Origin of the sequence: Streptomyces sp. NPDC002680 (genome assembly GCF_042889145.1) — a bacterium.
GTDB lineage: Bacteria > Actinomycetota > Actinomycetes > Streptomycetales > Streptomycetaceae > Streptomyces > Streptomyces adonidis.
On the sequence record NZ_JBIAQP010000002.1, the window covers coordinates 616,683 to 639,836 of the forward strand.

Below are 23,154 nucleotides of genomic sequence, written 5' to 3' on the forward strand. Positions count from 1 at the left end.
CGAACCTAGGAGGTCCCGCACCAATCTGTGGAACCTGAAATCACCGGGCGGATCATCAACTCCATGAGAGGTGAGGCGAGTTGGCGTCCCGCTGGTCAGGATCGGCGGGCGGGACACTTCGGGCGGCCTGCTCTCATCAAAGGCTCATGATCCGAGGTGTGTGATGTGTGTCACGCTGATTGCCGGGTGAGCGCAGTGGTCGCCCGGGCGACGAGCCCCATGTACTTCTCCCAGTCCCAGCCCTTCCCCGGGTCGGTGTGGTCCGTCCCCGGCACCTCCACGTGCCCGATGATGTGCTCCCGGTCGACGGGTATGCCGTACCGCGCGCAGACCCTCGCCGTCAGCCGCGCCGAGGCCGCGTACATCGCGTCCGTGAAGTCCTCGGGCTTCTCCACGAAGCCCTCGTGCTCGATGCCGACGCTCCGCTCGTTGAACTCCCGGTTGCCCGCGTGGAACGCCACGTCCAGCTCGCGGATCATCTGGGTGACGTGCCCGTCCTTGCGCACGATGTAGTGCGCCGCGGCCCCGTGTGCCGGGTCCTGGAAGACCTTCACCGCGCTGTCGAAGCTGCCCTGGGTGACATGGATGATCACCCGGTCCACGGCGTAGTCGTCGGGCCGGTCCGCCATCCGCCAGTTCGCCGAGGAGGCCGCCACCCAGCGCGCCCCCGCGTAGTCGACCTCGCCCTCCTTGCGCGGCTTCGTCACACCGGGCACCCGCCACCACATCCGCCCCAGCTCGTCCCGTGCGAGCACGCCCGTGGCGACGGCGGCCACCGCCCCGCCGATGAGCAGGGCCCGCCGCCCGATCCGCCGGTCGCCGTCCTTCGCGGCGGCTCTCCGGTGACCCTCGCTGCGCGACTGGCGGGGCACGTCCTGCGGAAGGCCGCGGCCGGTCTCCCGGCGAGCCTGTGTTTCCTCCATGTGATCGCAACGGATACTCGCGCGCCCCGGTTCCCCGCGCCCCTTACCCTGGAAGGGTTATGACTCACACCTCGCAGCAGCCCCTCCGCGTACTGGCCGCCATGTCCGGCGGCGTGGACTCCGCCGTAGCCGCCGCCCGGGCGGCGGAATCCGGCCATGACGTCACCGGCGTCCATCTCGCCCTGTCCGCGAACCCGCAATCGTTCCGCACGGGCGCGCGTGGCTGTTGCACCATCGAGGACTCCCGCGACGCCCGCCGCGCGGCCGACGTCATCGGCATCCCCTTCTACGTCTGGGACCTCGCCGAGCGCTTCCGCGAGGACGTGGTGGACGACTTCGTCGCCGAGTACGAGGCGGGCCGCACCCCGAACCCCTGCCTGCGCTGCAACGAGAAGATCAAGTTCGCCGCGCTCCTCGACAAGGCCCTCGCCCTCGGCTTCGACGCGGTCTGCACCGGCCACTACGCGCAGGTCGTCACGCTGGCCGACGGCACCCGCGAACTGCACCGCGCCTCGGACATGGCCAAGGACCAGTCGTACGTCCTCGGCGTCCTCGACGACCGTCAGCTCGCCCACGCGATGTTCCCCCTCGGCGACACCCTCACCACCAAGGACGAGATCCGCGCGGAGGCCGAGCGGCGCGGTCTCGCGGTCGCCAAGAAGCCCGACTCGCACGACATCTGCTTCATCGCCGACGGCGACACCCAGGGCTTCCTCGCGAACCGGCTGGGCAAGGCCGAGGGCGACATCGTCGACGAGTCCGGCGCGGTCGTCGGCTCCCACGAGGGGGCGTACGGCTTCACCATCGGCCAGCGCAAGGGCCTGCGCATCGGCACCCCGGCCGCCGACGGCAAGCCGCGCTACGTCCTCGACATCTCCCCGGTCGACAACACGGTCACGGTCGGCCCGGCCGCCTCCCTCGACGTCGACGCCCTCACGGCGATCAGGCCCCGCTGGTGCGGAGCGGCACCCACCGGCCCCGGCACCTACACCGCCCAGCTGCGTGCCCACGGCGGCGAGACCGAGGTGACCGCCGAGCTGGTCGACGGCACCCTGGAGGTGACGTTCACCGAGCCGGTGCGCGGGGTGGCGCCGGGCCAGGCGATCGTCCTGTACGACGGCACACGCGTCGTCGGCTCGGCGACGATCGCCACGACGACCAGGGCGACGGCGGGCGTGTCCTGAGCCGACGTACGACCGGCGCCCTCATCCCCAGTGCAGGGGATGGGACAGCGTCACCCCGTGCGTGGCGAAGTCGATGGTCACGCGGTCGCGGTCGGCGATCGTGAAGCCGTGGTGGAAGCTGCTGCGGTCCGCGCCGAGGTAGACGTAGTGCACCCGGCCGGGGTGCAGCAGCGACGCGTTGGCGAAGAGCCCGGCCGTCATGTCCCGCAGCCCGTAGTGCAGGGCCTTCACCCCCGTGGTGAACGGCCCCTGCCAGGCGGCCTCCCCGTCCCGCTCGACGGTCACCTGCCCGGTGACCTGCTGCGGCGGAGTGCCCAGGAAGAGATACGGCGCGATGCCCGCGTCGCACAGCTTCGCGTACGACAGATGCCCCGCGTGCCGCTTGAACCGCCCGATGTCGGTGAGGTCGTTGCCGAAGGTGTACCCCGCGTACTTCGGGGTGCCGTCGGCGTCCCCGACGTACACGAGGACGACCTCCGCCTCCTCGGTCACCGCGACGGCGTCCTGCGGCACGCGCAGCGGCTCGCCGGAGACCTTCAGGACCTCGCCGAGCCCCTTGAAGAACCAGTTGGGCTGGGTCGGCGCCCCCGAGTCCGCCTTCACGTTGTGGGTGGCCATGAACCCGCTGACCAGCGCGTCCCCGACCGAGTCGGGCAGCAGCGGTGGCCGGAATCGTACGTCCGTCACGGCCGCGGTCACCGGCTCGCGGCCCTCGGTCAGCGCGGCGAGCAGGGCAGGGGTGTCACCGGCGGCGGCAAGAACCGCGGCACGCGGATCGACGCCGGCGAGCGGAAAGAGGGCGAGAACGGTGTCCTCGGGCCCACCGAACCCGACGTACCGCTCACCTTCGTACAAGCACTCAAAAAGGACGGTCATGGGTTGCTCTCCTCCAGGCGGAACGGATGACATGCGGGACGAGCCCACGCCCTTGATGGGCGCAGCACTCAAGGGGCGCGGGGAACTGCGCGATCAGCCCCCACCGGACCCGCGGCCGACAACCTGCTCACCGCCGGAGGCAACACGCAGCCACGACTGCCTGTCCGTCCAGGTCAGAGCAGTCCAACGCGAGGCCCGCCCGGTCAGGCGCAGACCGAATCCCGCCCCCTCGAACGGGCCGATCGTGTTGGTACGCCGGTCCACAACCGGCCACGGAGCCACAATCGCGTCCGCCTCCGCGAAGAACCGGTCGGACTGCCCGCCCTCGACAGCCAACGCATCCGGACTGCGCAGGGCCAATGCCCGACTCGCGTTGATCAACGGCCCTGTCTCGGCGACCTGCACGCCGATCTGGAAGCCCAGGCCCTCGGCACGGGCGTACTCGACCAGCCGGGCCGAGGCGAGCAACCCGCCGTTCTTGGACACCCGGACGTTCACCGCGTCGCAGGCGTCGGCGGCCACGGCGGCCCGCGCGTCCGCCGCCGTGCACACCGACTCGTCGAGCAGGACGCGGACGCTGGTGGCCCGGCGCAGAGCGCGGAGATCGGCCCAGGAGCGGCGGGGGAGAGGCTCCTCGACGAGGTCCACGCCCGCTTCGCGCAGCCGGTGCGCGTGCGGCGCGGCCGTTTCCGGCGTCCAGCTCATGTTGGCGTCCACCATCACCGGCACGTCCGCGCCGAGCCGACGCCGGATCGCGACCACCGTGCGGATGTCCCGCTCGATGTCGTCGGACGCCTTCACCTTCACGAAGTGGAAGGGCCCGCGCGTGTCCAGGAACTCCTCGACACCGATGCTCAGATCCAGCACCTGGGAGACGGGGACGGACGGCAGCTCGACGGCCCCCGGGAACACCAACTCGCCTACAGGGACGGCCAACTGACGGCACAGCAGATCCAGTACGGCCGTCTCCAGCAGGCACACCAGGTTGGTGCCGGGGGCCGTCCCCAGGGTGTGGGCGAAGAGTTCGGGGAACGTCGACTCGAAGCCGTCGGCGCGGAGTTGGGCCGCGAGGTCCGCCGGGGGCGTGGTGCACAGGCGCCCGAACAGCGCGTGCAGCGGGACGCGTTGCAGGGCCTCCGCCACACTGTCGGTCGTCTCGCCGGTGACGTACGAGCGGGGCGCGCACTCCCCGATGCCTGTCACGTCGTCGACGGTGAGGCGCAGGACCAGGCTGTCGCTGGTGCGGCGGCGGGCCGCCGGGTGGTCGAAGCCGATGCGCATCGGCAGCGCCACCCGGTACAGCCGCGCCTCAGACGCCACGGTCCAGCCCCTGGAGCAGGGTGTGCGTGGACGTCCAGTCGACCAGACTGCGGCTGACGTCCGTGTAGAAGAGATAGTGCCGGTCGGTGGGGAACTGGACGACCAGACCGCCGTCGGAGAACAGCCCCTGGAAGACCTCACGGGTCGCGTCGAGGTCGACGATGGGGTCCGTCAGCCCGGACACGAACGCGGCCGGTACGTCAGGGAGTTGGGGGCGGCCGGGGTCCAAGTAGAGGCTCTCCAGAGCCAGTAGGACCGCCCGCGACCGGCGGGTGAGGGTCCGGGCGGCCAGGTCGTCGTTGTCGATGAACTCCCGGTAGCGGGGGTCGTCCGTGAAGTCGGCCGACTTCAGCCCCGCGTCCCACGGTTCCGTGCTCGTCTCGGCGGTCAGCGCCGCCCGCTCCCCCTCGCCGAGCACCGCGTGCAGCCGGCCCAGCCAGGTCGAGCAGAAGACCGTGGCGTCGTAGCGGACGGTGAAGTCGGGGTGGTGGAGGAGTGCGGCCAGGAAGGAGCCGCCGAGGCAGTGCCCGAACAGGGTCAACGGGACGTCGTCGCCGATCAGTTCACGGGTGTGCGTGATCGCGGTGACGTAGTCGGCGACGATCGTGCCGACGTCCGGCACGTCCTGGCGTTCGCCGCCGCTGATACCGCTGCCGCGCCGGTCCAGCACGAAGAAGGCGATGTCGTTGTCGGCGAACTGCGGTCCCACGTCCCACAGCCAGCCCGCGTGGGACTGAAGCCCGTGGAAGTAGAAGACGGCGCCTTTGGTCTCCCCGCGCGGACGCCAGAGGTGCAGTGCGAGGTCGATGCCGTCGACGGAGAGTGTGATGATCTCGCGGCGCACGTTCTGCGGTGGCCTCTTCGTCTCGATCACCGGGGTACTCCCGCCCCGCCGACCAGGTCGGCGACGAAGTCGGTGTCCTTCTGGAAGGGGCTGTACTTGTACTGGGTGGCGTTGCCGAGCTGGCGCCGGGACTCGGTGTAGGCGGCGATGGTGTCGCGGCCGACCGTGCGGAACTCCAGGGCGCCGAGGCGTCCGCTGGTGCGCTTGCTCGCGTACTCGATGTTGATCGTGGCGAGCGCGCGGTCCACGGCGTCGGACAGCCGGTGGTCCAACTCGGTGCCGGGGCGCGGGACTTCGCCGACCACGACATAGTGCGGGGGCTCGGCCCAGCGGGGCCCGCAGAGATAGAGGCCGCCCGCGAGGCCGTACGCGGTCAGCGCCTGTTCGATCGCCTCGGTGACCTGGACCTCGGTGATCTTCTCGCCGGTGAAGGAGTGGAAGACGCCGTCGCGGTGCACGAAATGGACCCACGGGACACCGTCGCGGATCGTGTCCACGCGGTAGATGTCGCCGCTCCAGAGCCGGTAGAGGCCGTTGCCCTGCGTCATGATCAGGTGGTAGTCGCGGCCCGCCTCGACCTCGTCGAACAGCAGCGTGTCGATGTGCTCGCCCGCGTCCAGCAGTCTGCCCAGCTCCACCTCAGCCGGCACGAACTCGAAGAAGGCCTGGCCGACCGCGAGCGGCTGACTGTCCAGGGAGCGGTCCACGGGCAGGGTCGTGACCCCCTCCGTACCGCAGCTCATGAACGGCATCGCGCGCGCCCCGGGCAGCACCGCGTCCAGCTTCGACCGGTAGAGCCCGGCGGAGGACGACAGCCAGCAGCTGTACGCGCCCAGCGAGGGCCACACGTCGGTGAGGGTGAACTCGCCCTGGTCCAGGACGGATTGGAGGTGCCGGGCGGCTTCGGGATCCGGGTCGCCGTACGGGCGGCCCGCCAGGGTGCCGGCGGCCAGGTCGCGGACGAGTTCCGGGCCGTGCTCGGCGATGAGGTCGCGCAGCGAGATCAGGGTGCTCGGGTTGATCGCCGACACGAACCGCAGGCGTCGGCCCACGAGATGGCGGATCCGGTGGTACATCCGGCCCGCGTGCGAGGAGGGCGCCTCCAGGCCGAACCAGGGTGCCATCGCCCAAGGCGGGTTCCAGTCCCGGCTGTTGATGCGCGGATGCCGGTTGCTGATCGCCTGGTACTGCACCCCGTACAGGAAGTCGTCGACGTTCTCGTGGACGGTCTGGGTGTCGAGGGTGGCGTACGGATCGTCGAGGATCGCGGGGTGGAGGTCCAGGTAGGTGCCCCACATCGCCTGCATCGCCGGAATCCGGTACGTGAGCAGCCAGTGCAGGGTGTACGGGACCCGCTTGGGCGACCCGGTCGTCCCGCTCGTCTTCAGCCAGCGCAGGACCGGGCTGCACGACAGGACACCGCCCTTGGTCCGGGTCTCGCGGTCGATCTCGGCCGCGAAGTCGTCGTAGCGCCGGACCGGGAGGACGTCCCGGAAGCTCTTCGGGTCGGACTCGACGGTGTCGTAGCCGCGCTCCTTCCAGTGCAGGGAGTTCCGGCACACGTCGACGATGTCCGCGAGGACCCGCCGCTGGGCCGCCCCCGGGTCCCCGAGGTCGCCCAGCAGCGCCGCCCGGGCCCGCCGGCACTCCTCCTGGAAGGGGACACGACGCCTGTTCCAGTGCTCTTCCCAGTGCTGCGAACCGCCCACGACTTCAGCATCTCCCTAAGCTTGTCGGCTAGTTTCGAGAACCTGTGACACCACCGGGATCGCCGGTAGCGGGGATTGGGGGGATTGGGGGGCGCAGCCCCCCTTCAGGGGCGCGGGGAACTGCGCGACCAGCCACGACGGCGCCGCAGCGAACTGACAGCACCAGCGGAGCTACACGGCGAGCCCGCGGAAGCGCCCCGCATGGAAAACCAGGGGCGCCGCCGCCCCCGTAAGCGCCCCCTCGATGACGGCGGCAACGACCAGTTCGTGGTCGCCCGCCGGATGGATCACGGAGATCTCGCAGTCGAGCCACCCCAGCACCCCCGCGGGGACGGGATGACCGGCCCGCGTGTACGCCCACTCCCGACCGGAGAAACGATCCGCCCCGCGCTCGCTGAACAGCCGGCACAACTCCGCGTGCCCCTCGCCGAGAATGCCGACCGCGAACCGCCCGGCCGCACGGATGCCGGGCCAGGTGGTCGAGGAGCGGCCCGCGCACAGGGCGACGAGCGGCGGCTCCAGCGACACGGACGTGAACGAGTTGACCGCCATGCCCACCGGGCCGTGCGCCGCCTGCGCGGTGACGAGCACGACGCCGGTGGTGAAGCGGCCGAGAATGTCGCGGAACGAGCGCTGATCAAGGGGTACGGAGGTCGGCGCGGACTGTTCCGGCATGCGATGTCTTCCCCTCGGTCAGGACCTGGGAGCCGGCTACTTCGCCCGCTGGGCGATCGCCCAGTCCACGGCCTCCTGCGGACGGGCGGCGGCACCGGTGATCCGCGGGGCCACCTGCCGGGCCAGCAGCTCCAGACTCCGGTTGGTGTTCTCGTACGAGGTCCAGTCGGCGACGTACACCAGCAGCGAGCCGAAGCCGCCGGTCGCCTCCTGGATGCGGCGGACGCCGTCCACGACGTCGTCGACCGAGCCGACCAGCGCGCCGCCCGCCTCCACCCGGGCCTCCAGGGCGGTCTCCCGGGAGGCGCCGGGCGCCAGGACGTCACGGCCGGCCGCCTTGGCGAAGTACTCGAAGAGCCAGCGGTCGTAGCCCTCGCGGACCTCGGCGAAGGCCTGCTCGCGGGTCTCGGCGACATGGACGGGCAGGGCGACCCGCCAGTCCTCGCGGCGCAGCGTCTGCCCGTACTCGTCGGCCGCCTCCTCCGCGTGCTTCCACTGCTGGGCCAGGCCCATGTGCTCCGGGGCGCCCGGCGTCAGCAGCGCGAACGGCAGCGCGAACGAGGTCATGCTGAGCCCGTAGCGGCCGATCAGCCGGGGGCTGGTCACCGAGGTGCCGGAGGTGGCCAGGGCGACCTCGATCGGGCCGGGGCCGAAACGGGGCAACTGGAGCTTGGCGTCGACCAGTTCGTACCAGTCGGTCTTCTGCGTGACCCGCTCCTCGCCGTTGACGAGTTCCAGCAGGGTCGGCAACGCCTCGTCGAGCCGCTTGCGCTGCTCCTTGCCGTCCAGGCCGAACATCGTGGCGTCGAACGGCACCCCGGGGCCGACGCCCAGGATGTAGCGGCCCCGGGTGAGGTGGTGCAGATGGACGGCACGGCTGGCCACATGGAAGGGGTGGTGCCCGGAGAGCGGTACCACCCCGTGCGCCAGCCTGATCTGCCGGGTGCGCTGGCTCGCGGCGGCGATCAGGGTCTCCGGGGCGCCGACCAACCCCCAGCCCAGCGTGTGGTGTTCGCCGAACCAGGCCTCGTCGAAGTTGAGCCGGTCGGCCAGTTCGACCAGGTCGAGGTTGCGGTGGATCGCCAGATGCGGATCCTGGCCCGTCTCGTGAACGGGGGACAGGAAGAGGCCGATACGGCTGTGCACTGTGTTCCTCCAGAGAGCCGGTACAGGTCAGTTCACTTGGTAGACCGCGTCCTTGAGGGCGCGTGCCCGCTCGTAGTCGGCGTCGAGCAGGGTGTCGTCGGGGGAGGTCAGATAGATCCGCAGGGCGGCTGTCATCAGGTCGTTCGTGGGCCGGATCCGGGACCCGGGCCTGTACTTGACCGCGGTGACGACCGTGCTCGGCAGCGCGTCGATCGCCGCCACCGTCTCCTGGTCCACGGCCGACACGACGCCGTCCAGGACGGTGGGCGCGTTGTAGGTGTAGGCGGACTGGAGCTTGCGGTACACGCCGTCGCCGTACCGCTCGACGAACTCCGCCGGGCGGATGTACGCCAGCGCGGACAGCCCCGCCTGGTTGTGGCCCAGACACAGGTCCTGGAAGGCCGGGTTCAGGTTGCCGTTGAGGCGGGTGGCGATCTCCACCAGGACCGGGCCCTCGTCCGTGACGATGACCTCCGCGTGCGTCGGCCCCCAGCGCACGTCGAGCGCCGCGAGGACCTCGGTGACATAGGTGATCAGGGCCGGCACCGGGTCGGCGTCCGGGGCCACCAGGATGTCCCGGTTGTAGATGTTGCGGCCGGTCGGCAGCAGCGTCTTCTCGTACTCCCAGACCCCGCACACATACTGGTGACCGTCGGCGCTGACCGTGTCGACGATGTACTCGGTGCCCTTGAGGTACGACTGGACCAGCGCCTCGGTGTTGGCGTTGCCGAAGATGGTCCGCCCGGCGAGCACGCTCTCGGCGGCGGTACGCGTCTCGGCGGCGTCCTGGCACACGAACACCGCGTCCGAGCCGGCCGAGTCCAGCGGCTTCACGACCACCGGCCAACGCCCCTGGTCCTCCGCCCACTTGACGATCAGTGAGGCGTCGTCGCTCTTGAACTGGTCGGCGCAGCGCACCCCCGCCCGGCGCAGCGCCTCGATCATCTCGTACTTGTCCCGGCGGGCCACCGACAGCGCGGTGCCGTTGGACTTCACCCCGAGCGCCTCACTGAGCCGGTCGGCGGCCCGTACGGCGGACTCCTGGCCCGGCACCACGGCCGCCGGGGCGTGGGCGCGCAGCAGCCCGGCCAGCTCGGTCTCGTCGGTGCTGACGAGGTTCTGCTCGTACGCCGTCAGGTCGGGCGCGAGCATCGTCGGGATCAGTTCCGCCGTGGTCTGCGCATGGATCACGCGGGCGCCGAGGGCGGTGAACGCGGCCGGGTAGAAGTTGCCGGCGGAGTAGCCGTCGACGACCACGGCGACGGTCGCGACGGCCTCGGCACCGTCAACTGCGCCTGTGGCCTGGGAAGTTGCTGCCTGGGAAGCGGGGGTCTCGGAAACGCTCATGCCTGTCCTTCGGATGGTTCGGGTATCTCGCGGGGAGTTGCCGCGACAAAGCGTGCCAGCCTGGCGATGCCCTCCCGAATCGCGTCGGGAGCGAGGTTGCTGAAACCGAGCCGGATCTCGCGGTCGCCGCCGCCTTCGAGGTAGAACATGCTCATCGGCGCCCAACTCACCCCGAAATCACGGGCGGAGCGCTCCATGGCCGCCAGGTCGGCGGTGAACGGCACCTTCAGCACCAGGAAGAAGCCGCCGCGCGGGGTGTTCCAGGTGACGCCGTGCTCACCGCCGGCCGGGAACTCCGCCGCCAGCGCGTCCAGCACCGCGTCCAGCCGCTCCAGGTAGACGGCCGCCAACTCCCGGGTGGCCGACCGCAGATCGTAGTTCTGCTCGACCAGGAAGCCGCCGATCACCGCCTGCGAGAGGGTGGAGGAGCCGACGCTGTACATCGCCTTGGCCTTGGACAGGGTCTGCGCCAGCGTACGAGTGGTGACGCCGGTGTCGGTGGCCTCGGTGACCTCCTGGTCGGCGACCAGATAGCCGAGCCGGGCGCCAGGGAACGCCGACTTCGCGAACGAGCCGAGGTAGAGCACCCGGCCCCGGGCGTCCAGGGACTTCAGGGTGGGCATCGACTCGCCGTCCCGCGCGAACAGCCCGTAGGGGTTGTCCTCCAGGATCAGGAAGTCCTCCTCGGCGGCGACCTCCAGCAGCTTCTCGCGTGCCGCGAGCGGCAGCACCGTGCCCGACGGATTGGAGAAGTCCGGCACCAGATACAGGGCGGCCGGCCGCTTTCCCTCGGCGCGCACGGCACGGGCGGCGGCGCGCACCGCCTCGGGGTCGAGCCCCTCGGGGCCCTCCAGGACGCCCCGTACGGGGATGTCCAGCATCCGGGCGGCGCCCAGGATGCCGACGTACGCGGGGGACACCGACAGCAGGACGTCGTAGGGGGAAGCGAACAGGCCGCGCAGGGCGACCAGGGCGGCCTCCTGGAAGCCGTGTGTGATCATGATCGCCTCGGGCGGGACGTCGATGCCCTCGTCCTGCTTCAGCATCAGGGCGACCTCGTCCTGGATCAGGCCGTTGACAGGCCCGTACTGGAACAGCAGCCGGGTGATGCGATGTTCCGGTACGCCCTTGTCGCGCAGGTGCTTGATATAGCGCTCGGTGTAGAAAGTGAGATTGGCCAGATCGTGGTTTCCGTCGTAGGGCGCTCCCGAGGAGAATGAGAGAGCTTCGGGGAAGCGCAGTGCCGTCTCGCTGAGGATGCGCATGGAGTCCATGCCCGGATCGGCAATTCCGGCGTGCAGCGAGTCGAGGGTGAAATAGACCTGGGTCATATCAGTGGGCTCCCTCAACGGCCGGAACTTCCTCGGCCGACGCGATTGTTGACGCATTCTTTGCCGAGTTCACCGCGGAGATCCAGCTCCCCTTCCCCGGTTCCCATTCCTGAATTCGGGTCCTGGCCACCACGCCACCCTTGACATAGGGCTCCTCGTCGAGAATCCGCTGGAGTTCTTCGCGGGATTCCACTTCGTACACCAGAAGCCCGGAGTTCTCACCGACGAGCGGTCCGCCGAGCAGCAGGACACCGTTGTCGGCCAGCCGGTAGAGGTTCTCGGCATGCGCCGGATGCAGGCCCTGGCGGCCGGCCCGGTCGACGTTGTACTCGAATTCGACGACAAACTTCGCCACACCCAGCTCCTTGCGGTGAGAATCAGGACTGACGCGCGTAGCGCGACCTCACATGTAGAGGCCGCCGTTGATGTCGATCACGGCCCCGGTGGAGTAGCCGGCGCTCTCGGAACACAGGTGCAGCACACTGCCGACGGCCTCGGCGACCGTGCCGTAGCGCCCCATGGGCAGCCGCCCGAGGACGTCTCTCTTCGACTCCTCGGTACGGCGTTCGAACGCGCCGGCGACCCGGTCGGTGGCGATCGGCCCGTGCGCGACCACGTTCGCGACCACTCCGGTGCCGGCCAGTTCGTACGCCAGCTGCTTGGTCATACCGATCACGGCGGCCTTCGCGCCGACGTACGCGGCGTTGTTGAAGTGGCTGTATGTACGTCCGCCGGCCGAGGCGAAGTTGACGATGCGGCCGTAGCCGTCCTCCGCCATCCGGGGTGCGCAGACCTTGACCGCGATCCAGGTGCTGATCACGTTCTCCAGATGGGTCTGTTCGAAATGGCTCCGGTCGAGGTCCGCGTAGCCGATGACCCGGGTGTCGCCACCGACGCCGTTCACCAGGACCGACGGCGCGTGCCGGGCGACGATCTCCGTCAACTGCCGCTCGGCGGCCGGGATGTCCGTGATGTCACCGACGACCGCCTCGGTCTTCGTCACCTCGCCGAGTTCGTCGGCGAGGCGGGTGACAGTCTCCTCGTTCCTGTCGAAGAGGACGAGGGAATTCCCTTCCTTCGCGAGACCTCTGGCCACCTCCGAGAGAATCCCCCCGGCGGCACCGATCAAAAGCGCGGTACGAGCAGTCACTTTGCTTTTCACCCAAACTTTACTGAAGTCGGCGGCCCTGAACGAGCAGGGCCCTGGTGAGGGAAGCTCGGTAGAACGCCACGCCAAGCGGCCCGAATCGTGATCGGGCTGCGGGTGGCGATGGTGTGTGCTGATTCGCATTCGAAGTGTGCTGTGTCGCAAGTACGGATCGCGGTGTCGCGCCGACGTACGCAACAAACTGGCACAGAAGGGTGGCCGCCCCCTCGGCACCTCCCAGAGGCTCACATCTGTCTTCGGTCGTTGTCAACGAGTTTCGGAAATTCCGTTGCCCGCTTGCCGCGACACACGGAAACCAGGGACCCTTGTACCCGGACCGCACCGACCGGGTACTGTCCATCGGTCGTCCGGGCACTTCGGAAGTATGCTGCACCGCTCGGCCAAGTACTGTGAACAGTCGATGAAATGGCGTCGGGAACCTGGGAAGCGAACCGGTTCCGGCGCCATCCTCTAGGGGTGCTCTTCGGCCACACCGAAGAGGAAGAAGCGGAACGGGGGCAAGAGTGAACAATCTTCTGGCGGGTGTTTTCCGGCCAAGACGGCGCGGAATTGCGCCCTTCTTCTGGAGCGCGGCGGATCCGCCGGCCGGCCGGGCCGTACGACGGCAGACGCCACGGCCGAACACGCCGCGCCGGTAGGTGCCCGGGAGCTCCCCCACCCGCTCCCGCCCCGCCGCGCGCCCTCTTTCCGCCTTCTCCCGACCCCACCGGACGAACGGATCATGCGACCCGACTCCCCATGGCGGACAGCCGATTTCCGCACGCTGTTCACCGCATCCGCGCTCAGTCAGCTGGGCAGCAACGTCAGTTATGTCGCCGTACCCCTGGTCGCCGTGGCCGCGCTGGACGCCGGACCCGGCCAGGTCGGCGCCCTCGCCACCCTGAGCACGATCGCCTTCCTGGTCATCGGCCTGCCGGCCGGGGCCTGGGTGGACCGGCTCAGTCACCGCCGGGTGCTGATCGCCGCCGACCTGTGTCGCGCCGCGCTCTACGCCTCGGTGCCGCTGGCCTGGTGGCTGGACGCGCTCACTCTCGGCCAGCTCTACGCGGTCGTCCTGCTCAGCGGCTGTGCGACGGTGTTCTTCGACGTGGGTTCACAGAGCGTGCTGCCCCAACTGGTCGGAAAAGAAGCGCTCGTTCAGGCCAACGCCGACATCAACACGCTCATCGCGGCGGGCAACGTACTGGGCCGCAGCGCGGGCGGTGGGCTCGTCTCGCTGCTCACCGCACCCGTGGCCGTACTGGTCTCGGCCGGCACCTATCTGGGCTCCGGTCTCGGCCTCGTCGCGATCCGGCGCACCCCGCCGGCCGCCTGGGCGAAGACCGGCACGGGCAACCGGCTGCGCGCCCAGATCGCCGAGGGCGTACGGCATGTCTTCGGCAACCGGGAGCTGCGGGCACTCGTGCTCACCGCGGCCCTCGCCAACCTCGGCTCGTCCGTCATCAACACCATGCTGCCGATCTGGTTCGTCCGCGAACTCGACCTGCCCGGTGCCGCGTTGGGCCTGTTCTGGGGGGCCGGCGGGATCGGTCTGCTGATCGGCGCCCGCAGTGCGCGGCCCATCGCGGCCCGGCTGGGATTCGGCCGTACACTCGGCCTGGCCGGACTCTGTCTGGCCCCGGCCGGCCTGCTCGTACCGCTGGTCGACCGGGGTCCATGGCTGTTTCTCGCGGGTGCGGGATGGTGTTTGGCCATGTTCAAGGTGGGCATGGACAACGTGCTCGGAGTCAGCCTGCGGCAGCGGATGACCCCCGGCTCGCTGCTCGGCCGGATGAACGCGACCTTCCGGTTCCTGCTGACGGGCGCCCTGGCGGTCGGTGCCGCGATCTCCGGTGTGCTCGGCGAACTCGTGGGCGTCCAGGCCACCTTGTGGGTGGGCGGCGTGTTCGTGTCGACGGCCTTCCTGCCCGTCTTCCTCTCCCCGGTCCGGGCCCGCAGGGTCCTGCCCGACCCCGTGCCCGAGCCACCCCGCACCCAGGACGCCCCCGCTTCACCCGCGTGAATTCGCGCGTACATGAGGCGTTCCCGTGTTCGGCCGCCGCGAGGCAAAGAGATATCAACCCGCGGCCGTTATTCGCTTATTTTTTCAACAAAAGGTTGACCCTGTGGGTGACCGCCTGTCAGGATCAACCACGCACCCAGGCACAGACCTTTCGTGCGCCGATATCTCCCGCCCGACCGGGCGATCGCGTATCAGGCGCCTCAGATCCCTGACCTAGAGGAGTGCGATGGCAGCCATCGACAATGGCTACCGGACCGAAGGCATCGCCGATTACTCGGATCCCCGCGAAACCATGCGCGCCCTGCCCCGGTTCACGCAGTACCCGCTCACCCTTTTCACCGGAAAGGCATTACCGGGCCAGAGACCCATATCCTGGTGGACGCCAGGCTTTCATCTTCTGACCGCTTATCTCTCCATGGCCCTCGGTGTCGCCGCCGGCTGCACCGGACTGGGCCTGGGCGGCGCCTGGCTGCTGCTGGTGCCGGCGGGCTGGGCCGTCACCCTGCACGGCATGCGCAACCTGCGCATGATGGTCTACCACCAGTGCTCCCACCGGAACATGTACCGAAGGCGACGCCTGGACACCGCGATCGGCCGGCTCACCTCCAGCGTCCTGGTCATCCAGAACTTCGTCCGCTACAGCCGCGAACACGTCAGCGACCACCACGCCGCCCACCACATGACCCTGCGCGACCCCACCGTCCAGGCCTTCCTGATCAGCCTGGACCTGCACCCCGGGATGACCCGCCGGCAGATGTGGCTGCGGGTCCTCGGCAAGCTGGTGTCGCCCTGGTTCCACCTGAACTTCCTGGTGGCACGCGCCCGTTCGTTCTGGCACGGCTCGGCGCGGACCGAGAAGGCGACCTTCGTCACCCTCTACACGACCGCCGTCGCGGCCACCGTCGCCACCGGCACCTGGCCGGTCCTGCTGATCGTCTGGTTCGTCCCGCTGATCCCGCTCTTCCAGATCAGCAACACCCTGCGGCTGTGCGTCAAGCACACCTTCCCGGGCCGGGACCTCACCGTCCGACGCGGCAAGGAGTACTTCGGCGGCCTCACCAACGCCATCTTCATCGGCGAGGCGGCACCCACCCCCGAGCTGCCGCCGCTGCGCCGGGCCGCCGCCTGGGGAGTGTGGACCCTGCGCATGCTGTTCGTGCACGCGCCGGCGCGCTATCTCGTCCTCACCGGCGACACGGTCGTCCATGACTTCCACCACCGTTATCCGTCCACACCGCAATGGCCGAACTACATATTCGAGCGCCAGGCGGACCTGGAAAAGGGCAGCCCCGGCTGGCCGCCCTACACCCACGCCTGGGGTCTCGTACCCGCGATCAACCTGGTCTTCGACTCGCTGTCCACCGCCGATCCGGAGGAATTCAATGTCGCCCGGCTGCGCGAGGTCAGCAAACGGGAACTGTTCGCCGCATTCGACGACTGAATGCGGGTGACTGGCTTTCGACGTCCGTTCAACGATTCCGTCCGAAGACCCCGGGGGCTCTCCATGCGGCAGAACACAGAAACAGCAGCAGAGAAAGAAATCCGTACCGTCATTCTCGGTGTGGCGGCCAGCGACAGCCATGTCGTGGCCAATCACCTCATCGCCCACGCACTGCGCGCCGACGGATTCGAGGTCGTCAATCTCGGCGCCTGCACCTCGATCGCCGAGTTCGCCGAAGCACACGCCGAACACCCCGAGGCCGAGGCGGTGATCATCGGCAGCCTCAACGGCCACGCCCACGCCGACCTCCAGGACCTGCCCGCCGCCCGCGCCGCAGGCCGGCTGCGCTGCCCAGTGATCCTCGGCGGCAATCTCTCCGTGGGCAGCTACAAGGGCGCCGCCGACCACGAACGGCTGTACGCGCTCGGTGTCGACGTCGTCCTCGCCGACCTGGACGAACTCTCCCCGGCACTGGACGAGTTGCGGACCCGCAGCGCCACGGCCGCGCCGGTCGCCGCATCATGAGCGACTCGGATCCGCCGCTCCCCGAACTCGCAGAATCCGTGGCCTACGTACGGGAGTTGGGCAAGCCCACCGTCGCCGATGTTCTGCGGGACGCGCGGGCGGCGGGGCGGTTCGCACTCCAACCCCGTTGCGGGGTCGGCTCGCACGTCCAGATGACGACGCTGCTCCAGGACCTGGAGCGGCATGCCCGGCCCGACATCCTCACGCTCACCATCGACTCGTACACCCGGCTGAAGCAGTTCGACAGCGCCCGCAGGGTCCTGGAGCGCAACCCCGCCGATCTGAACGGCTATCCGCTGGTCACCCACGGCTGGGTGAAGGGGCGTCAGCTGAACGAGGCGGTGGCGGCGCCGCTGGAGATCCGGCACGGGACGCCCGACGCACGGCTGCTGTTCGAGGTCACGGTGGCGTCCGGCATCACCTCGTTCGAGGGCGGCGGGATCTCGTACAACCTGCCGTACTGCAAGGACGTCCCGCTCGCCGAGTCGCTCGCCGCCTGGCGGGACGTGGACGCCCGCTGCGGTGAACTGGCCCGGCACGGACTGGTGGTGGACCGCGAGACGTTCGGCACCCTGACCGCCGTACTCGTGCCGCCGTCCATCTCGCTGGCGATCAGCGTGCTGGAGGCGGTGGCCGCGGCCCGCGAGGGGGTGCGGTGCATCTCGGTGGCGTATCCGCAGGGCGGCCACTTCGAGCAGGACGTGGCCGCGCTGCGGGCCATCCCGGAACTGGCGGCGCGCTATCTGCCCGACGACATCGAAGTCCACGCCGTGCTCCACGAGTTCATGGGCGTCTTCCCCAGACAGCGGCCCCACGCCGAGGACCTCATCCTCTACGGCGCCCTCGTCGCCCGGCTCGGCGGCGCGAGCAAGCTGATCAGCAAGACGTACCAGGAGGCGCACGGCATCCCCGACACCCGCGCCAACATCGACGGACTGCTGCTCGCCTCGCGCGCCAACTCCCCGCTCCTGGACTTCATCACGCTCGACGAGGACCGCATCGGCACCGAACTGGAGTGGATCCTGCGGGAGGTGGCCGAGATCGTCGAACCGATCCTCTCGACCTCCGATCTCCACAAGGAGATTCCGGCCGCGTTCGAGGAAGGGCGGCTCGACATCCCCTTCAGCGCCAGCCGTTCGGCGCGCTCGGAGATCATTCCGCGCCGCGCGGGCGACGGTGCCATACGCTATTTCGCCTCGGGATCACTGCCGTTCTCGGCCCGCACCCGCAGGCAGAACGAGCGGGCCCTCGCCGTGGGCGGGGAGTCCCGGCTCGGGGACATGGTGAAGGGGCTGACGTCGGACATCAACCATTTCCTCGGCATCTTCGGCGAGAGCACGAGCCGCAGCGCATGACCTGAACCGCAGCGAACCGAACCCGACCGCACCCAACTGCCCCGCACGACCCAGGAGTGGGAAGAGAACCATGCAGTCCATCCGCGTCACCCGGCCCGGCGACCCGTCCGAACTCCGCCTGGAGCAGACCGAGTCGCCGGTTCCCGGCCCCGGTCAGGCACTGGTCCGCAACACCGCCGCCGGCGTCAACTACATCGACGTCTACTACCGGAACGGCACCTATCCCGCCGAACCCCCGTTCACCCCGGGCCAGGAGGCCGCCGGAGTGGTGGAGGCCGTGGGGGAGGGCGTGAGCGCCTTCGCACCGGGTGCGCGGGTCGCGTACGCCTCCCAACTGGGCGCCTACGCCGAGTACACGGTGGTCCCCGAGGACAAGCTGATCCCGGTCCCCGACGGCGCCGACCTGACCGAGGCCGCGGCGGTGACCCTCCAGGGCCTCGCCGCGTACTACCTCACCCACGAGACGCACCCCGTCGCCAAGGGCGAGACCGTGGTCGTCCTGGCGGCGGCGGGCGGCCTCGGCAGGCTCCTGGTCCAGCTGGCGGTGGCTCGCGGGGCCACCGTCGTGGCGGTCGCCTCCACCCCGGAGAAGCAGGAGGTCGCCCGAGAGGCAGGCGCCCACCACACCTTCGGCTACGACGAATTCGACGCCGCCGTACGCAATGTGACGGACGGTCAGGGTGCGCAGGTCGTCTACGACTCGGTCGGCGCCACCACCCACCTCACCAGCCTGCGCAGCCTCGGCCGCCGGGGAACCCTCGCCCTGTGCGGACTGTCCAGCGGTCCCGTACCCCCGCTGGACATCGAACTCCTGCGTGGCGGCGGCTCGTTGTTCCTGACCCGCCCCACGATGAAGGACTACGTGTACGACGCCCGGACGCTCCGCGCGGCGGGCGGCGCCGTCTTCGACCACCTGGCGACCGGAGTGCTGAAGCCGCTCGTCCACGCGGCACTCCCACTGGCGGACGCGGCCGAGGCCCACCGCCTCCTGGAGAGCCGCGCCACGACGGGCAAGCTCCTCCTGGCGCCCTGACCGGCACCGTCCTCGCAGTTCCCAACACCCCACCACCGCCCACAACTTCACCATCCCGGGAGCAGACATGGCCGAGGCGAGCAGCCCTCACCTCCTCTTCGTCGGCGGCGCAGGAGACGCCACCCTCGCCGTGGACGTCGTAGAGAACGCGCTGCGGCAGGCCCGAGCACGCGGCCTGACCGTCCACCTCACCAACCAGGAAGCCACCCTGCCCGACACCCCCACGGTCAACGCCCTCGCCGACACGGTCTCGGCGGTCGACTTCTCGGTGCGCGGCGCCAGCGCCGAGTGGGCACGCGAACGCACCTCGTCCGGTGAGCGCTACGACGTCGTCTTCGGCGTACGGGAGATGGCACAGGAGGCGGTCGCCGAGGTCGCCGACGCGCTGGGCCTGCCGGGCAACGCGCCGGACGCCGTCCACCGGGTCCGTACGAAGGACGAGGCGCGCGCCCACCTCGCCGCCGCCGGATTCCGCCAGCCCCGCTTCCGGGTCTGCGCGACGGAGCCGGAGGCCCGCGAGTTCCTGGCCGGCTCGACTGGCCCGTGGGTGGTCAAGCCGCGCGACGCGATGGGCAGCGAGGGCGTGACCCGGATCGACAGCCCGGAGGAGCTGGCGGCGGCCCTGGACTTCCTGCCGTCCGGGCAGCACGGCGGGTTCATCGTCGAGGAGTTCGTGGAGGGACCCGAGTACAGCGCGGAGGGTGTGTTCCTCGACGGCGCCCCGCACATCCTCGCCCTGACCTCGAAGGAACTGCTGCCGCCGCCGAACTTCTTCGAGATCGAGTACGTCATCCCGGCGATCCTGCCGGAGTCGACGGCAGCAGAGATCGAACGGCAGGTCGTGGCCGCGTTGACAGCCCTCGACCTGCGCTTCGGGCAGTTCCATGTCGAGCTGTGGTGGACCGAGCACGGCGTGGTGCTGGGCGAGGTCCATGTGCGCAACGCGGGCGGCTGGATCCACCGCATGCTGCCGCACGTCATCCCCGGCCTGGAGTGGTTCGGGCTGGTCTACGACGACGTCCTGGGCAACCCGGTGGACCGGGCCGCGCTGAAGCCCGTACGCGGCTCGGCGATCCGTTTCCTGACCCCGCCGCCGGGCCGCCTGGTGGCGATCGAGGGCTGGGACGAGGTGCTGGCCCACCCCGCCGTGCTCCACGCGGAACTGGCCATCGCCGTCGGCACCGTCGTCGAACCGCACCGCTCGGTCGAGAACAGGGTCGGCCACATCGCGGTCGGCGCGGACACCCCGGAGGAGGCGCAGGCGCTGGCCCGGAAGCTGGAGGCGGGGGTGCGGTTCGTGACGGAACCGGTGGAGCAGGGCTCGGGGGCCTAGACGGTCTCCACTTCGTATTCGTAGAAGCAGAGGTGGTCCTTGATCTGGGCAACCTCGGGCTTCGGCTCGGGGTACGCCCAGACGAGGTCGGCGGCGTTCGGGAGGGACCAGTAGGACGCCGTGCCCTTGAAGGGGCAGTACGTGTGGGTCTCGGAGGGGGTCAGCAGGTCGAGGCGGACGTCCTCCGCGGGGAGGTAGTAGCGCGGGGGACAACCGGTCTCACGCAGGACGAGGGCCCGCTCGCTCTCGGCGAGCACCTCGCCGCCGTGGACGACCCGTACGCGGTCGTCGGTCTGCTCGATGGTGATCGTGTGTCCTTCAGCCATACAGGCAAAGCGTTCGGGAAGCCCGGGATGTTCCCGCGTACGGTGACGGCATGAACATCTGTGTCTTCCTCTCCGCCGCCGACCTGGACGACCGCTACACGCGCCCCGCGCGGGAGTTCGCGAAACTGCTGGGCAAGGGCGGGCACACCCTGGTCTGGGGCGGCTCGGACGTCGGTCTGATGAAGGTGGTCGCGGACGGGGTCCAGGAGGCGGGCGGCCGACTGCTGGGCGTCTCGGTGGACTTCCTCGCGGCGAAGGCGCGGCCGGGCGCGGACGAAATGGTGATCGCGGGGGACCTCGCCGAACGGAAGCGGCTGCTCCTGGAGAAGGCGGACGCGGTCGTGATCATGGTCGGCGGGACCGGGACGCTCGACGAGGCCACGGAGATCCTGGAGCTGAAGAAGCACGGCAAGACGGACAAGCCGGTGGTCCTGCTGAACACCGCGGGCTTCTACGACGGCCTGAAGGAACAGTTCCGCCGCATGGAGACCGAGGGATTCCTGCCCCGACCGCTCACCGACCTGGTGTTCTTCGCGGAGGAGCCGGTGGGGGCGCTGGCGTACCTGGAGGAGTCGGCGGGCACGGTGTGATGCGAGCATGGCGGGCATGGCTACACATGTGATCACCGGGGCGGGTTCGGGTATCGGGGCGGCGGTCGCGCGGCGGCTGCACGCGCGCGGAGACGAACTCGTGCTGCACGCGCGTGATGCGGGGCGGGCGAAGGAGTTGGCGGCGGAGTTCCCCGGGGCTCGGACCCTGGTGGGCGACCTGGCCGACCCGGACCGCCTCTCCTGGGCGTTCTCGCACCAGTCGCTGCCCGACCGGGTGGACTCCCTGCTGCACATCGCGGGCGTGGTGGACCTCGGCCCGGTGGGCGACCTGACCCCGAAGACCTGGCGCCACCAACTGAACGTCAACCTGATCGCCCCCGCCGAACTGACCCGGCACCTCCTGCCCCAACTCCGCCTCTCCCAGGGGCAGGTGATCTTCGTCAACTCGGGCGCGGGGCTGAGCGCGGGGGCCAACTGGTCGGCGTACGCCGCGTCGAAGCACGGTCTGAAGGCGCTGGCGGATTCGTTGCGGCAGGAGGAGCGGGGTTCGGGGGTGCGGGTGACCACGGTCTATCCGGGGCGCACGGCGAGCCCGATGCAGGCGAAGGTCCACCAGCAGGAGGGCAAGGAGTACGACCCGTCGAAGTGGATCGACCCGGAGTCGGTGGCGTCGACGATCCTGCTGGCACTGGACCTGCCCCGAGACGCGGAAATCAACGACGTGACGGTACGCCCGGGCCGCTGAGGGATTGTTCTCGCCCCCGCCGCCCCTACCCGTCCCATCCCTGGGGGCTGCGCCCCCAGACCCCCCTTTCGGCCTGAACGGCCTCGTCCTCAAACGCCGGACGGGCTAAAGAACAAGCCCCGGCCGGCGTTCGAGGACAACCGCCCGCTCCCACAGCGCTTCAGCACGAGCCTGGGTATTCCAGCCCGTCCGGCGTTTGAGGACGAGCGCGTTCAGCGCGACAAGGGGGGTCTGGGGGCGCAGCCCCCAGGGATGGGAATGGGTAGGGGCGGCGGGGGCGGAGAAACTACGTACGCTTCCCCACGTGAACGCGAACCCCAGCTTCGGCCCCGCCACCGGCATCGGTTCCCTCCCCGGCGGTGACGCCCGGGAAGCCGTGAAGGCGGCCACCGGGTCCTTCGACGACTTCCCCTTCCTGCCCGAACTCCCCGCCCGAGGCCCCGGCGCCGACATGATCGGCCGCACCGCCGGACTCCTCGTCGAGATGTACGCGCGCGTGGAGCCCAGCGGCTGGAGACTGGGGGACCGGCCGGGGCGCGACACCAAGCGCGCCCGCTCCTGGCTCGGCGAGGACCTCGACGCGCTGGAGGAGTTCACTCAGGGGTACGAGGGGCAGGTGAAGGTGCAGGCCGTCGGGCCCTGGACCCTGGCCGCAGCCATCGAGCTCAGGAACGGCGAACTCGCCCTCTCCGACCCCGGCGCCTGCCGCGACCTCGCCGGCTCCCTCGCCGAAGGCATCCGCCTCCACCTCGACGAACTCCGCCGCCGCATCCCCGGCGCCCAACTCGTCCTGCAACTCGACGAACCCTCCCTCATCGCCGTACTCCGAGGACAGGTCAAGACCGCCAGCGGATACCGCACCCACCGTGTCCCCGACCGCCAGGTCGCCGAGGCGATCCTCCGGGACGTCATCGGCGTGCACGACGGCGGGCCCGTCGTCGTCCACTCCTGCGCGCCGGACGTGCCCTTCGCCCTCCTCCGCAGGGCCGGCGCCGCCGCCGTCTCCTTCGACTTCTCGCTTCTCACCGAGCGTGACGACGACGTGATCGGTGAGGCCGTCGAAAGCGGTACGCGGCTCTTCGTCGGTGTCGTGCCGGGGACGGACGGCCCATTGTCAGACCCTGCCGGTAGCGTCAGTGGTGTCAGGACGCTGTGGCGCAGGCTGGGGCTGCATCCGGGACTTCTCACGGAGGCGGTCACGGTGACCCCGTCGTGCGGACTCGCGGGCGCTTCCCCGCAGTACGCACGCAAGGCGCTCGCCCACTGCGCCCAGGCGGCGAGATCACTCGCGGACAACCCAGAGTAACGGGAGGACAACAC

General features: G+C 70.0%; 22 protein-coding genes. 10 read left to right on the forward strand and 12 right to left on the reverse strand.

The genetic code is table 11. The annotated features are described in order from the left end of the window. Positions 1 to 170 precede the first annotated feature (170 nt). Positions 171 to 923: an N-acetylmuramoyl-L-alanine amidase gene (locus ACFYXF_RS09305; RefSeq protein ID WP_389348932.1), complete on the reverse strand. Its 753-nt coding sequence runs from the start codon at positions 921 to 923 to the stop codon at positions 171 to 173. A gap of 59 nt (positions 924 to 982) precedes the next feature. On the opposite strand from ACFYXF_RS09305, the gene mnmA reads away from it, so the two are divergent. Further along, positions 983 to 2,107, forward strand: a complete 1,125-nt coding sequence (gene mnmA, locus ACFYXF_RS09310) for a tRNA 2-thiouridine(34) synthase MnmA (protein ID WP_389348933.1) — start codon at positions 983 to 985, stop codon at positions 2,105 to 2,107. A gap of 21 nt (positions 2,108 to 2,128) precedes the next feature. Here mnmA and ACFYXF_RS09315 read toward each other — a convergent pair whose 3' ends face one another. From ACFYXF_RS09315 to ACFYXF_RS09360, 10 genes are all read right to left on the reverse strand, one after another. Continuing rightward, positions 2,129 to 2,983, reverse strand: a complete 855-nt coding sequence (locus ACFYXF_RS09315) for an FAH family protein (RefSeq protein ID WP_389348934.1) — start codon at positions 2,981 to 2,983, stop codon at positions 2,129 to 2,131. Positions 2,984 to 3,076: 93 nt separating this feature from the next. Beyond that, on the reverse strand, positions 3,077 to 4,303 hold the full coding sequence (locus ACFYXF_RS09320) for an enolase C-terminal domain-like protein (RefSeq protein ID WP_389348935.1): 1,227 nt from the start codon (positions 4,301 to 4,303) through the stop codon (positions 3,077 to 3,079). Next, positions 4,293 to 5,177, reverse strand: coding sequence for an alpha/beta hydrolase (locus tag ACFYXF_RS09325; protein WP_389348936.1), 885 nt, complete (start codon positions 5,175 to 5,177; stop codon positions 4,293 to 4,295). Before ACFYXF_RS09325 ends, ACFYXF_RS09320 begins: the two co-directional genes overlap by 11 nt. Continuing rightward, positions 5,174 to 6,856 carry a GH3 auxin-responsive promoter family protein gene (locus tag ACFYXF_RS09330; RefSeq protein WP_389348937.1) on the reverse strand — a complete coding sequence of 561 codons (1,683 nt, stop codon included), beginning with the start codon at positions 6,854 to 6,856 and terminating at the stop codon, positions 5,174 to 5,176. Before ACFYXF_RS09330 ends, ACFYXF_RS09325 begins: the two co-directional genes overlap by 4 nt. A gap of 171 nt (positions 6,857 to 7,027) precedes the next feature. Further along, positions 7,028 to 7,531, reverse strand: coding sequence for a flavin reductase family protein (locus tag ACFYXF_RS09335; protein ID WP_389348938.1), 504 nt, complete (start codon positions 7,529 to 7,531; stop codon positions 7,028 to 7,030). Between the two features lie 36 nt (positions 7,532 to 7,567). Continuing rightward, on the reverse strand, positions 7,568 to 8,677 hold the full coding sequence (locus ACFYXF_RS09340; protein ID WP_389348939.1) for an LLM class flavin-dependent oxidoreductase: 1,110 nt from the start codon (positions 8,675 to 8,677) through the stop codon (positions 7,568 to 7,570). A 27-nt stretch (positions 8,678 to 8,704) separates the two neighbouring features. After that, positions 8,705 to 10,024 carry an ATP-grasp domain-containing protein gene (locus tag ACFYXF_RS09345; protein ID WP_389348940.1) on the reverse strand — a complete coding sequence of 440 codons (1,320 nt, stop codon included), beginning with the start codon at positions 10,022 to 10,024 and terminating at the stop codon, positions 8,705 to 8,707. Then, the gene (locus ACFYXF_RS09350) at positions 10,021 to 11,355 is read right to left on the reverse strand and encodes a PLP-dependent aminotransferase family protein (RefSeq protein WP_389348941.1); all 1,335 of its coding nucleotides are present in this window, start codon (positions 11,353 to 11,355) and stop codon (positions 10,021 to 10,023) included. The genes ACFYXF_RS09345 and ACFYXF_RS09350 overlap by 4 nt, the downstream gene beginning before the upstream one ends. A 1-nt stretch (position 11,356) precedes the next feature. Next, on the reverse strand, positions 11,357 to 11,710 hold the full coding sequence (locus tag ACFYXF_RS09355; protein ID WP_389348942.1) for a YciI family protein: 354 nt from the start codon (positions 11,708 to 11,710) through the stop codon (positions 11,357 to 11,359). A 48-nt stretch (positions 11,711 to 11,758) separates the two neighbouring features. Then, complete coding sequence (locus ACFYXF_RS09360; protein ID WP_389348943.1) at positions 11,759 to 12,517, reverse strand: SDR family NAD(P)-dependent oxidoreductase; 759 nt, start codon at positions 12,515 to 12,517, stop codon at positions 11,759 to 11,761. Positions 12,518 to 13,244: 727 nt separating this feature from the next. Here ACFYXF_RS09360 and ACFYXF_RS09365 point away from each other — a divergent pair. From ACFYXF_RS09365 to ACFYXF_RS09390, 6 genes are all read left to right on the forward strand, one after another. After that, positions 13,245 to 14,525 carry an MFS transporter gene (locus ACFYXF_RS09365; protein WP_389348944.1) on the forward strand — a complete coding sequence of 427 codons (1,281 nt, stop codon included), beginning with the start codon at positions 13,245 to 13,247 and terminating at the stop codon, positions 14,523 to 14,525. Between the two features lie 226 nt (positions 14,526 to 14,751). Beyond that, a complete protein-coding gene (locus ACFYXF_RS09370) occupies positions 14,752 to 15,966 on the forward strand; it encodes a fatty acid desaturase (RefSeq protein ID WP_389348945.1) in 1,215 nt (404 codons plus the stop codon). A 63-nt stretch (positions 15,967 to 16,029) separates the two neighbouring features. After that, positions 16,030 to 16,491: a cobalamin-dependent protein gene (locus ACFYXF_RS09375; protein WP_389348946.1), complete on the forward strand. Its 462-nt coding sequence runs from the start codon at positions 16,030 to 16,032 to the stop codon at positions 16,489 to 16,491. After that, positions 16,488 to 17,846: a methylaspartate mutase gene (locus tag ACFYXF_RS09380; RefSeq protein WP_389348947.1), complete on the forward strand. Its 1,359-nt coding sequence runs from the start codon at positions 16,488 to 16,490 to the stop codon at positions 17,844 to 17,846. The genes ACFYXF_RS09375 and ACFYXF_RS09380 overlap by 4 nt, the downstream gene beginning before the upstream one ends. Positions 17,847 to 17,916: 70 nt before the next feature. Then, on the forward strand, positions 17,917 to 18,879 hold the full coding sequence (locus ACFYXF_RS09385; protein WP_389348948.1) for a quinone oxidoreductase family protein: 963 nt from the start codon (positions 17,917 to 17,919) through the stop codon (positions 18,877 to 18,879). A 67-nt stretch (positions 18,880 to 18,946) separates the two neighbouring features. Further along, complete coding sequence (locus tag ACFYXF_RS09390; RefSeq protein ID WP_389348949.1) at positions 18,947 to 20,212, forward strand: ATP-grasp domain-containing protein; 1,266 nt, start codon at positions 18,947 to 18,949, stop codon at positions 20,210 to 20,212. Here ACFYXF_RS09390 and ACFYXF_RS09395 read toward each other — a convergent pair. Further along, a complete protein-coding gene (locus tag ACFYXF_RS09395) occupies positions 20,209 to 20,538 on the reverse strand; it encodes a DUF427 domain-containing protein (RefSeq protein ID WP_389348950.1) in 330 nt (109 codons plus the stop codon). The two genes, ACFYXF_RS09390 and ACFYXF_RS09395, sit on opposite strands and share 4 nt — an antisense overlap. A 50-nt stretch (positions 20,539 to 20,588) precedes the next feature. Between ACFYXF_RS09395 and ACFYXF_RS09400 the strand changes: the two genes are divergently transcribed. The 3 genes from ACFYXF_RS09400 (at position 20,589) to ACFYXF_RS09410 (ending at position 23,140) form a co-directional block, all read left to right on the forward strand. Next, the gene (locus ACFYXF_RS09400) at positions 20,589 to 21,128 is read left to right on the forward strand and encodes a TIGR00730 family Rossman fold protein (RefSeq protein WP_389348951.1); all 540 of its coding nucleotides are present in this window, start codon (positions 20,589 to 20,591) and stop codon (positions 21,126 to 21,128) included. A gap of 7 nt (positions 21,129 to 21,135) precedes the next feature. After that, positions 21,136 to 21,834, forward strand: a complete 699-nt coding sequence (locus ACFYXF_RS09405; protein WP_389348952.1) for an SDR family oxidoreductase — start codon at positions 21,136 to 21,138, stop codon at positions 21,832 to 21,834. Positions 21,835 to 22,138: 304 nt separating this feature from the next. Continuing rightward, positions 22,139 to 23,140 (forward strand): methionine synthase, encoded by a 1,002-nt coding sequence (locus ACFYXF_RS09410; RefSeq protein WP_389348953.1) that lies wholly within the window; start codon positions 22,139 to 22,141, stop codon positions 23,138 to 23,140. Positions 23,141 to 23,154 lie beyond the last annotated feature (14 nt).

Bases quoted from the DNA above. Each gene is read 5' to 3' on its own strand.
- ACFYXF_RS09365 (WP_389348944.1), top strand. From the start codon at position 13,245: ATGCGACCCGACTCCCCATGGCGGACAGCCGATTTCCGCACGCTGTTC.
- ACFYXF_RS09375 (WP_389348946.1), top strand. From the start codon at position 16,030: ATGCGGCAGAACACAGAAACAGCAGCAGAGAAAGAAATCCGTACCGTC.
- ACFYXF_RS09390 (WP_389348949.1), top strand. From the start codon at position 18,947: ATGGCCGAGGCGAGCAGCCCTCACCTCCTCTTCGTCGGCGGCGCAGGA.
- ACFYXF_RS09400 (WP_389348951.1), top strand. From the start codon at position 20,589: ATGAACATCTGTGTCTTCCTCTCCGCCGCCGACCTGGACGACCGCTAC.
- ACFYXF_RS09385 (WP_389348948.1), top strand. From the start codon at position 17,917: ATGCAGTCCATCCGCGTCACCCGGCCCGGCGACCCGTCCGAACTCCGC.
- mnmA (WP_389348933.1), top strand. From the start codon at position 983: ATGACTCACACCTCGCAGCAGCCCCTCCGCGTACTGGCCGCCATGTCC.
- ACFYXF_RS09405 (WP_389348952.1), top strand. From the start codon at position 21,136: ATGGCGGGCATGGCTACACATGTGATCACCGGGGCGGGTTCGGGTATC.
- ACFYXF_RS09345 (WP_389348940.1), bottom strand. From the start codon at position 10,024: ATGAGCGTTTCCGAGACCCCCGCTTCCCAGGCAGCAACTTCCCAGGCC.
- ACFYXF_RS09350 (WP_389348941.1), bottom strand. From the start codon at position 11,355: ATGACCCAGGTCTATTTCACCCTCGACTCGCTGCACGCCGGAATTGCC.
- ACFYXF_RS09305 (WP_389348932.1), bottom strand. From the start codon at position 923: ATGGAGGAAACACAGGCTCGCCGGGAGACCGGCCGCGGCCTTCCGCAG.
- ACFYXF_RS09395 (WP_389348950.1), bottom strand. From the start codon at position 20,538: ATGGCTGAAGGACACACGATCACCATCGAGCAGACCGACGACCGCGTA.
- ACFYXF_RS09370 (WP_389348945.1), top strand. From the start codon at position 14,752: ATGGCAGCCATCGACAATGGCTACCGGACCGAAGGCATCGCCGATTAC.
- ACFYXF_RS09315 (WP_389348934.1), bottom strand. From the start codon at position 2,983: ATGACCGTCCTTTTTGAGTGCTTGTACGAAGGTGAGCGGTACGTCGGG.
- ACFYXF_RS09380 (WP_389348947.1), top strand. From the start codon at position 16,488: ATGAGCGACTCGGATCCGCCGCTCCCCGAACTCGCAGAATCCGTGGCC.
- ACFYXF_RS09335 (WP_389348938.1), bottom strand. From the start codon at position 7,531: ATGCCGGAACAGTCCGCGCCGACCTCCGTACCCCTTGATCAGCGCTCG.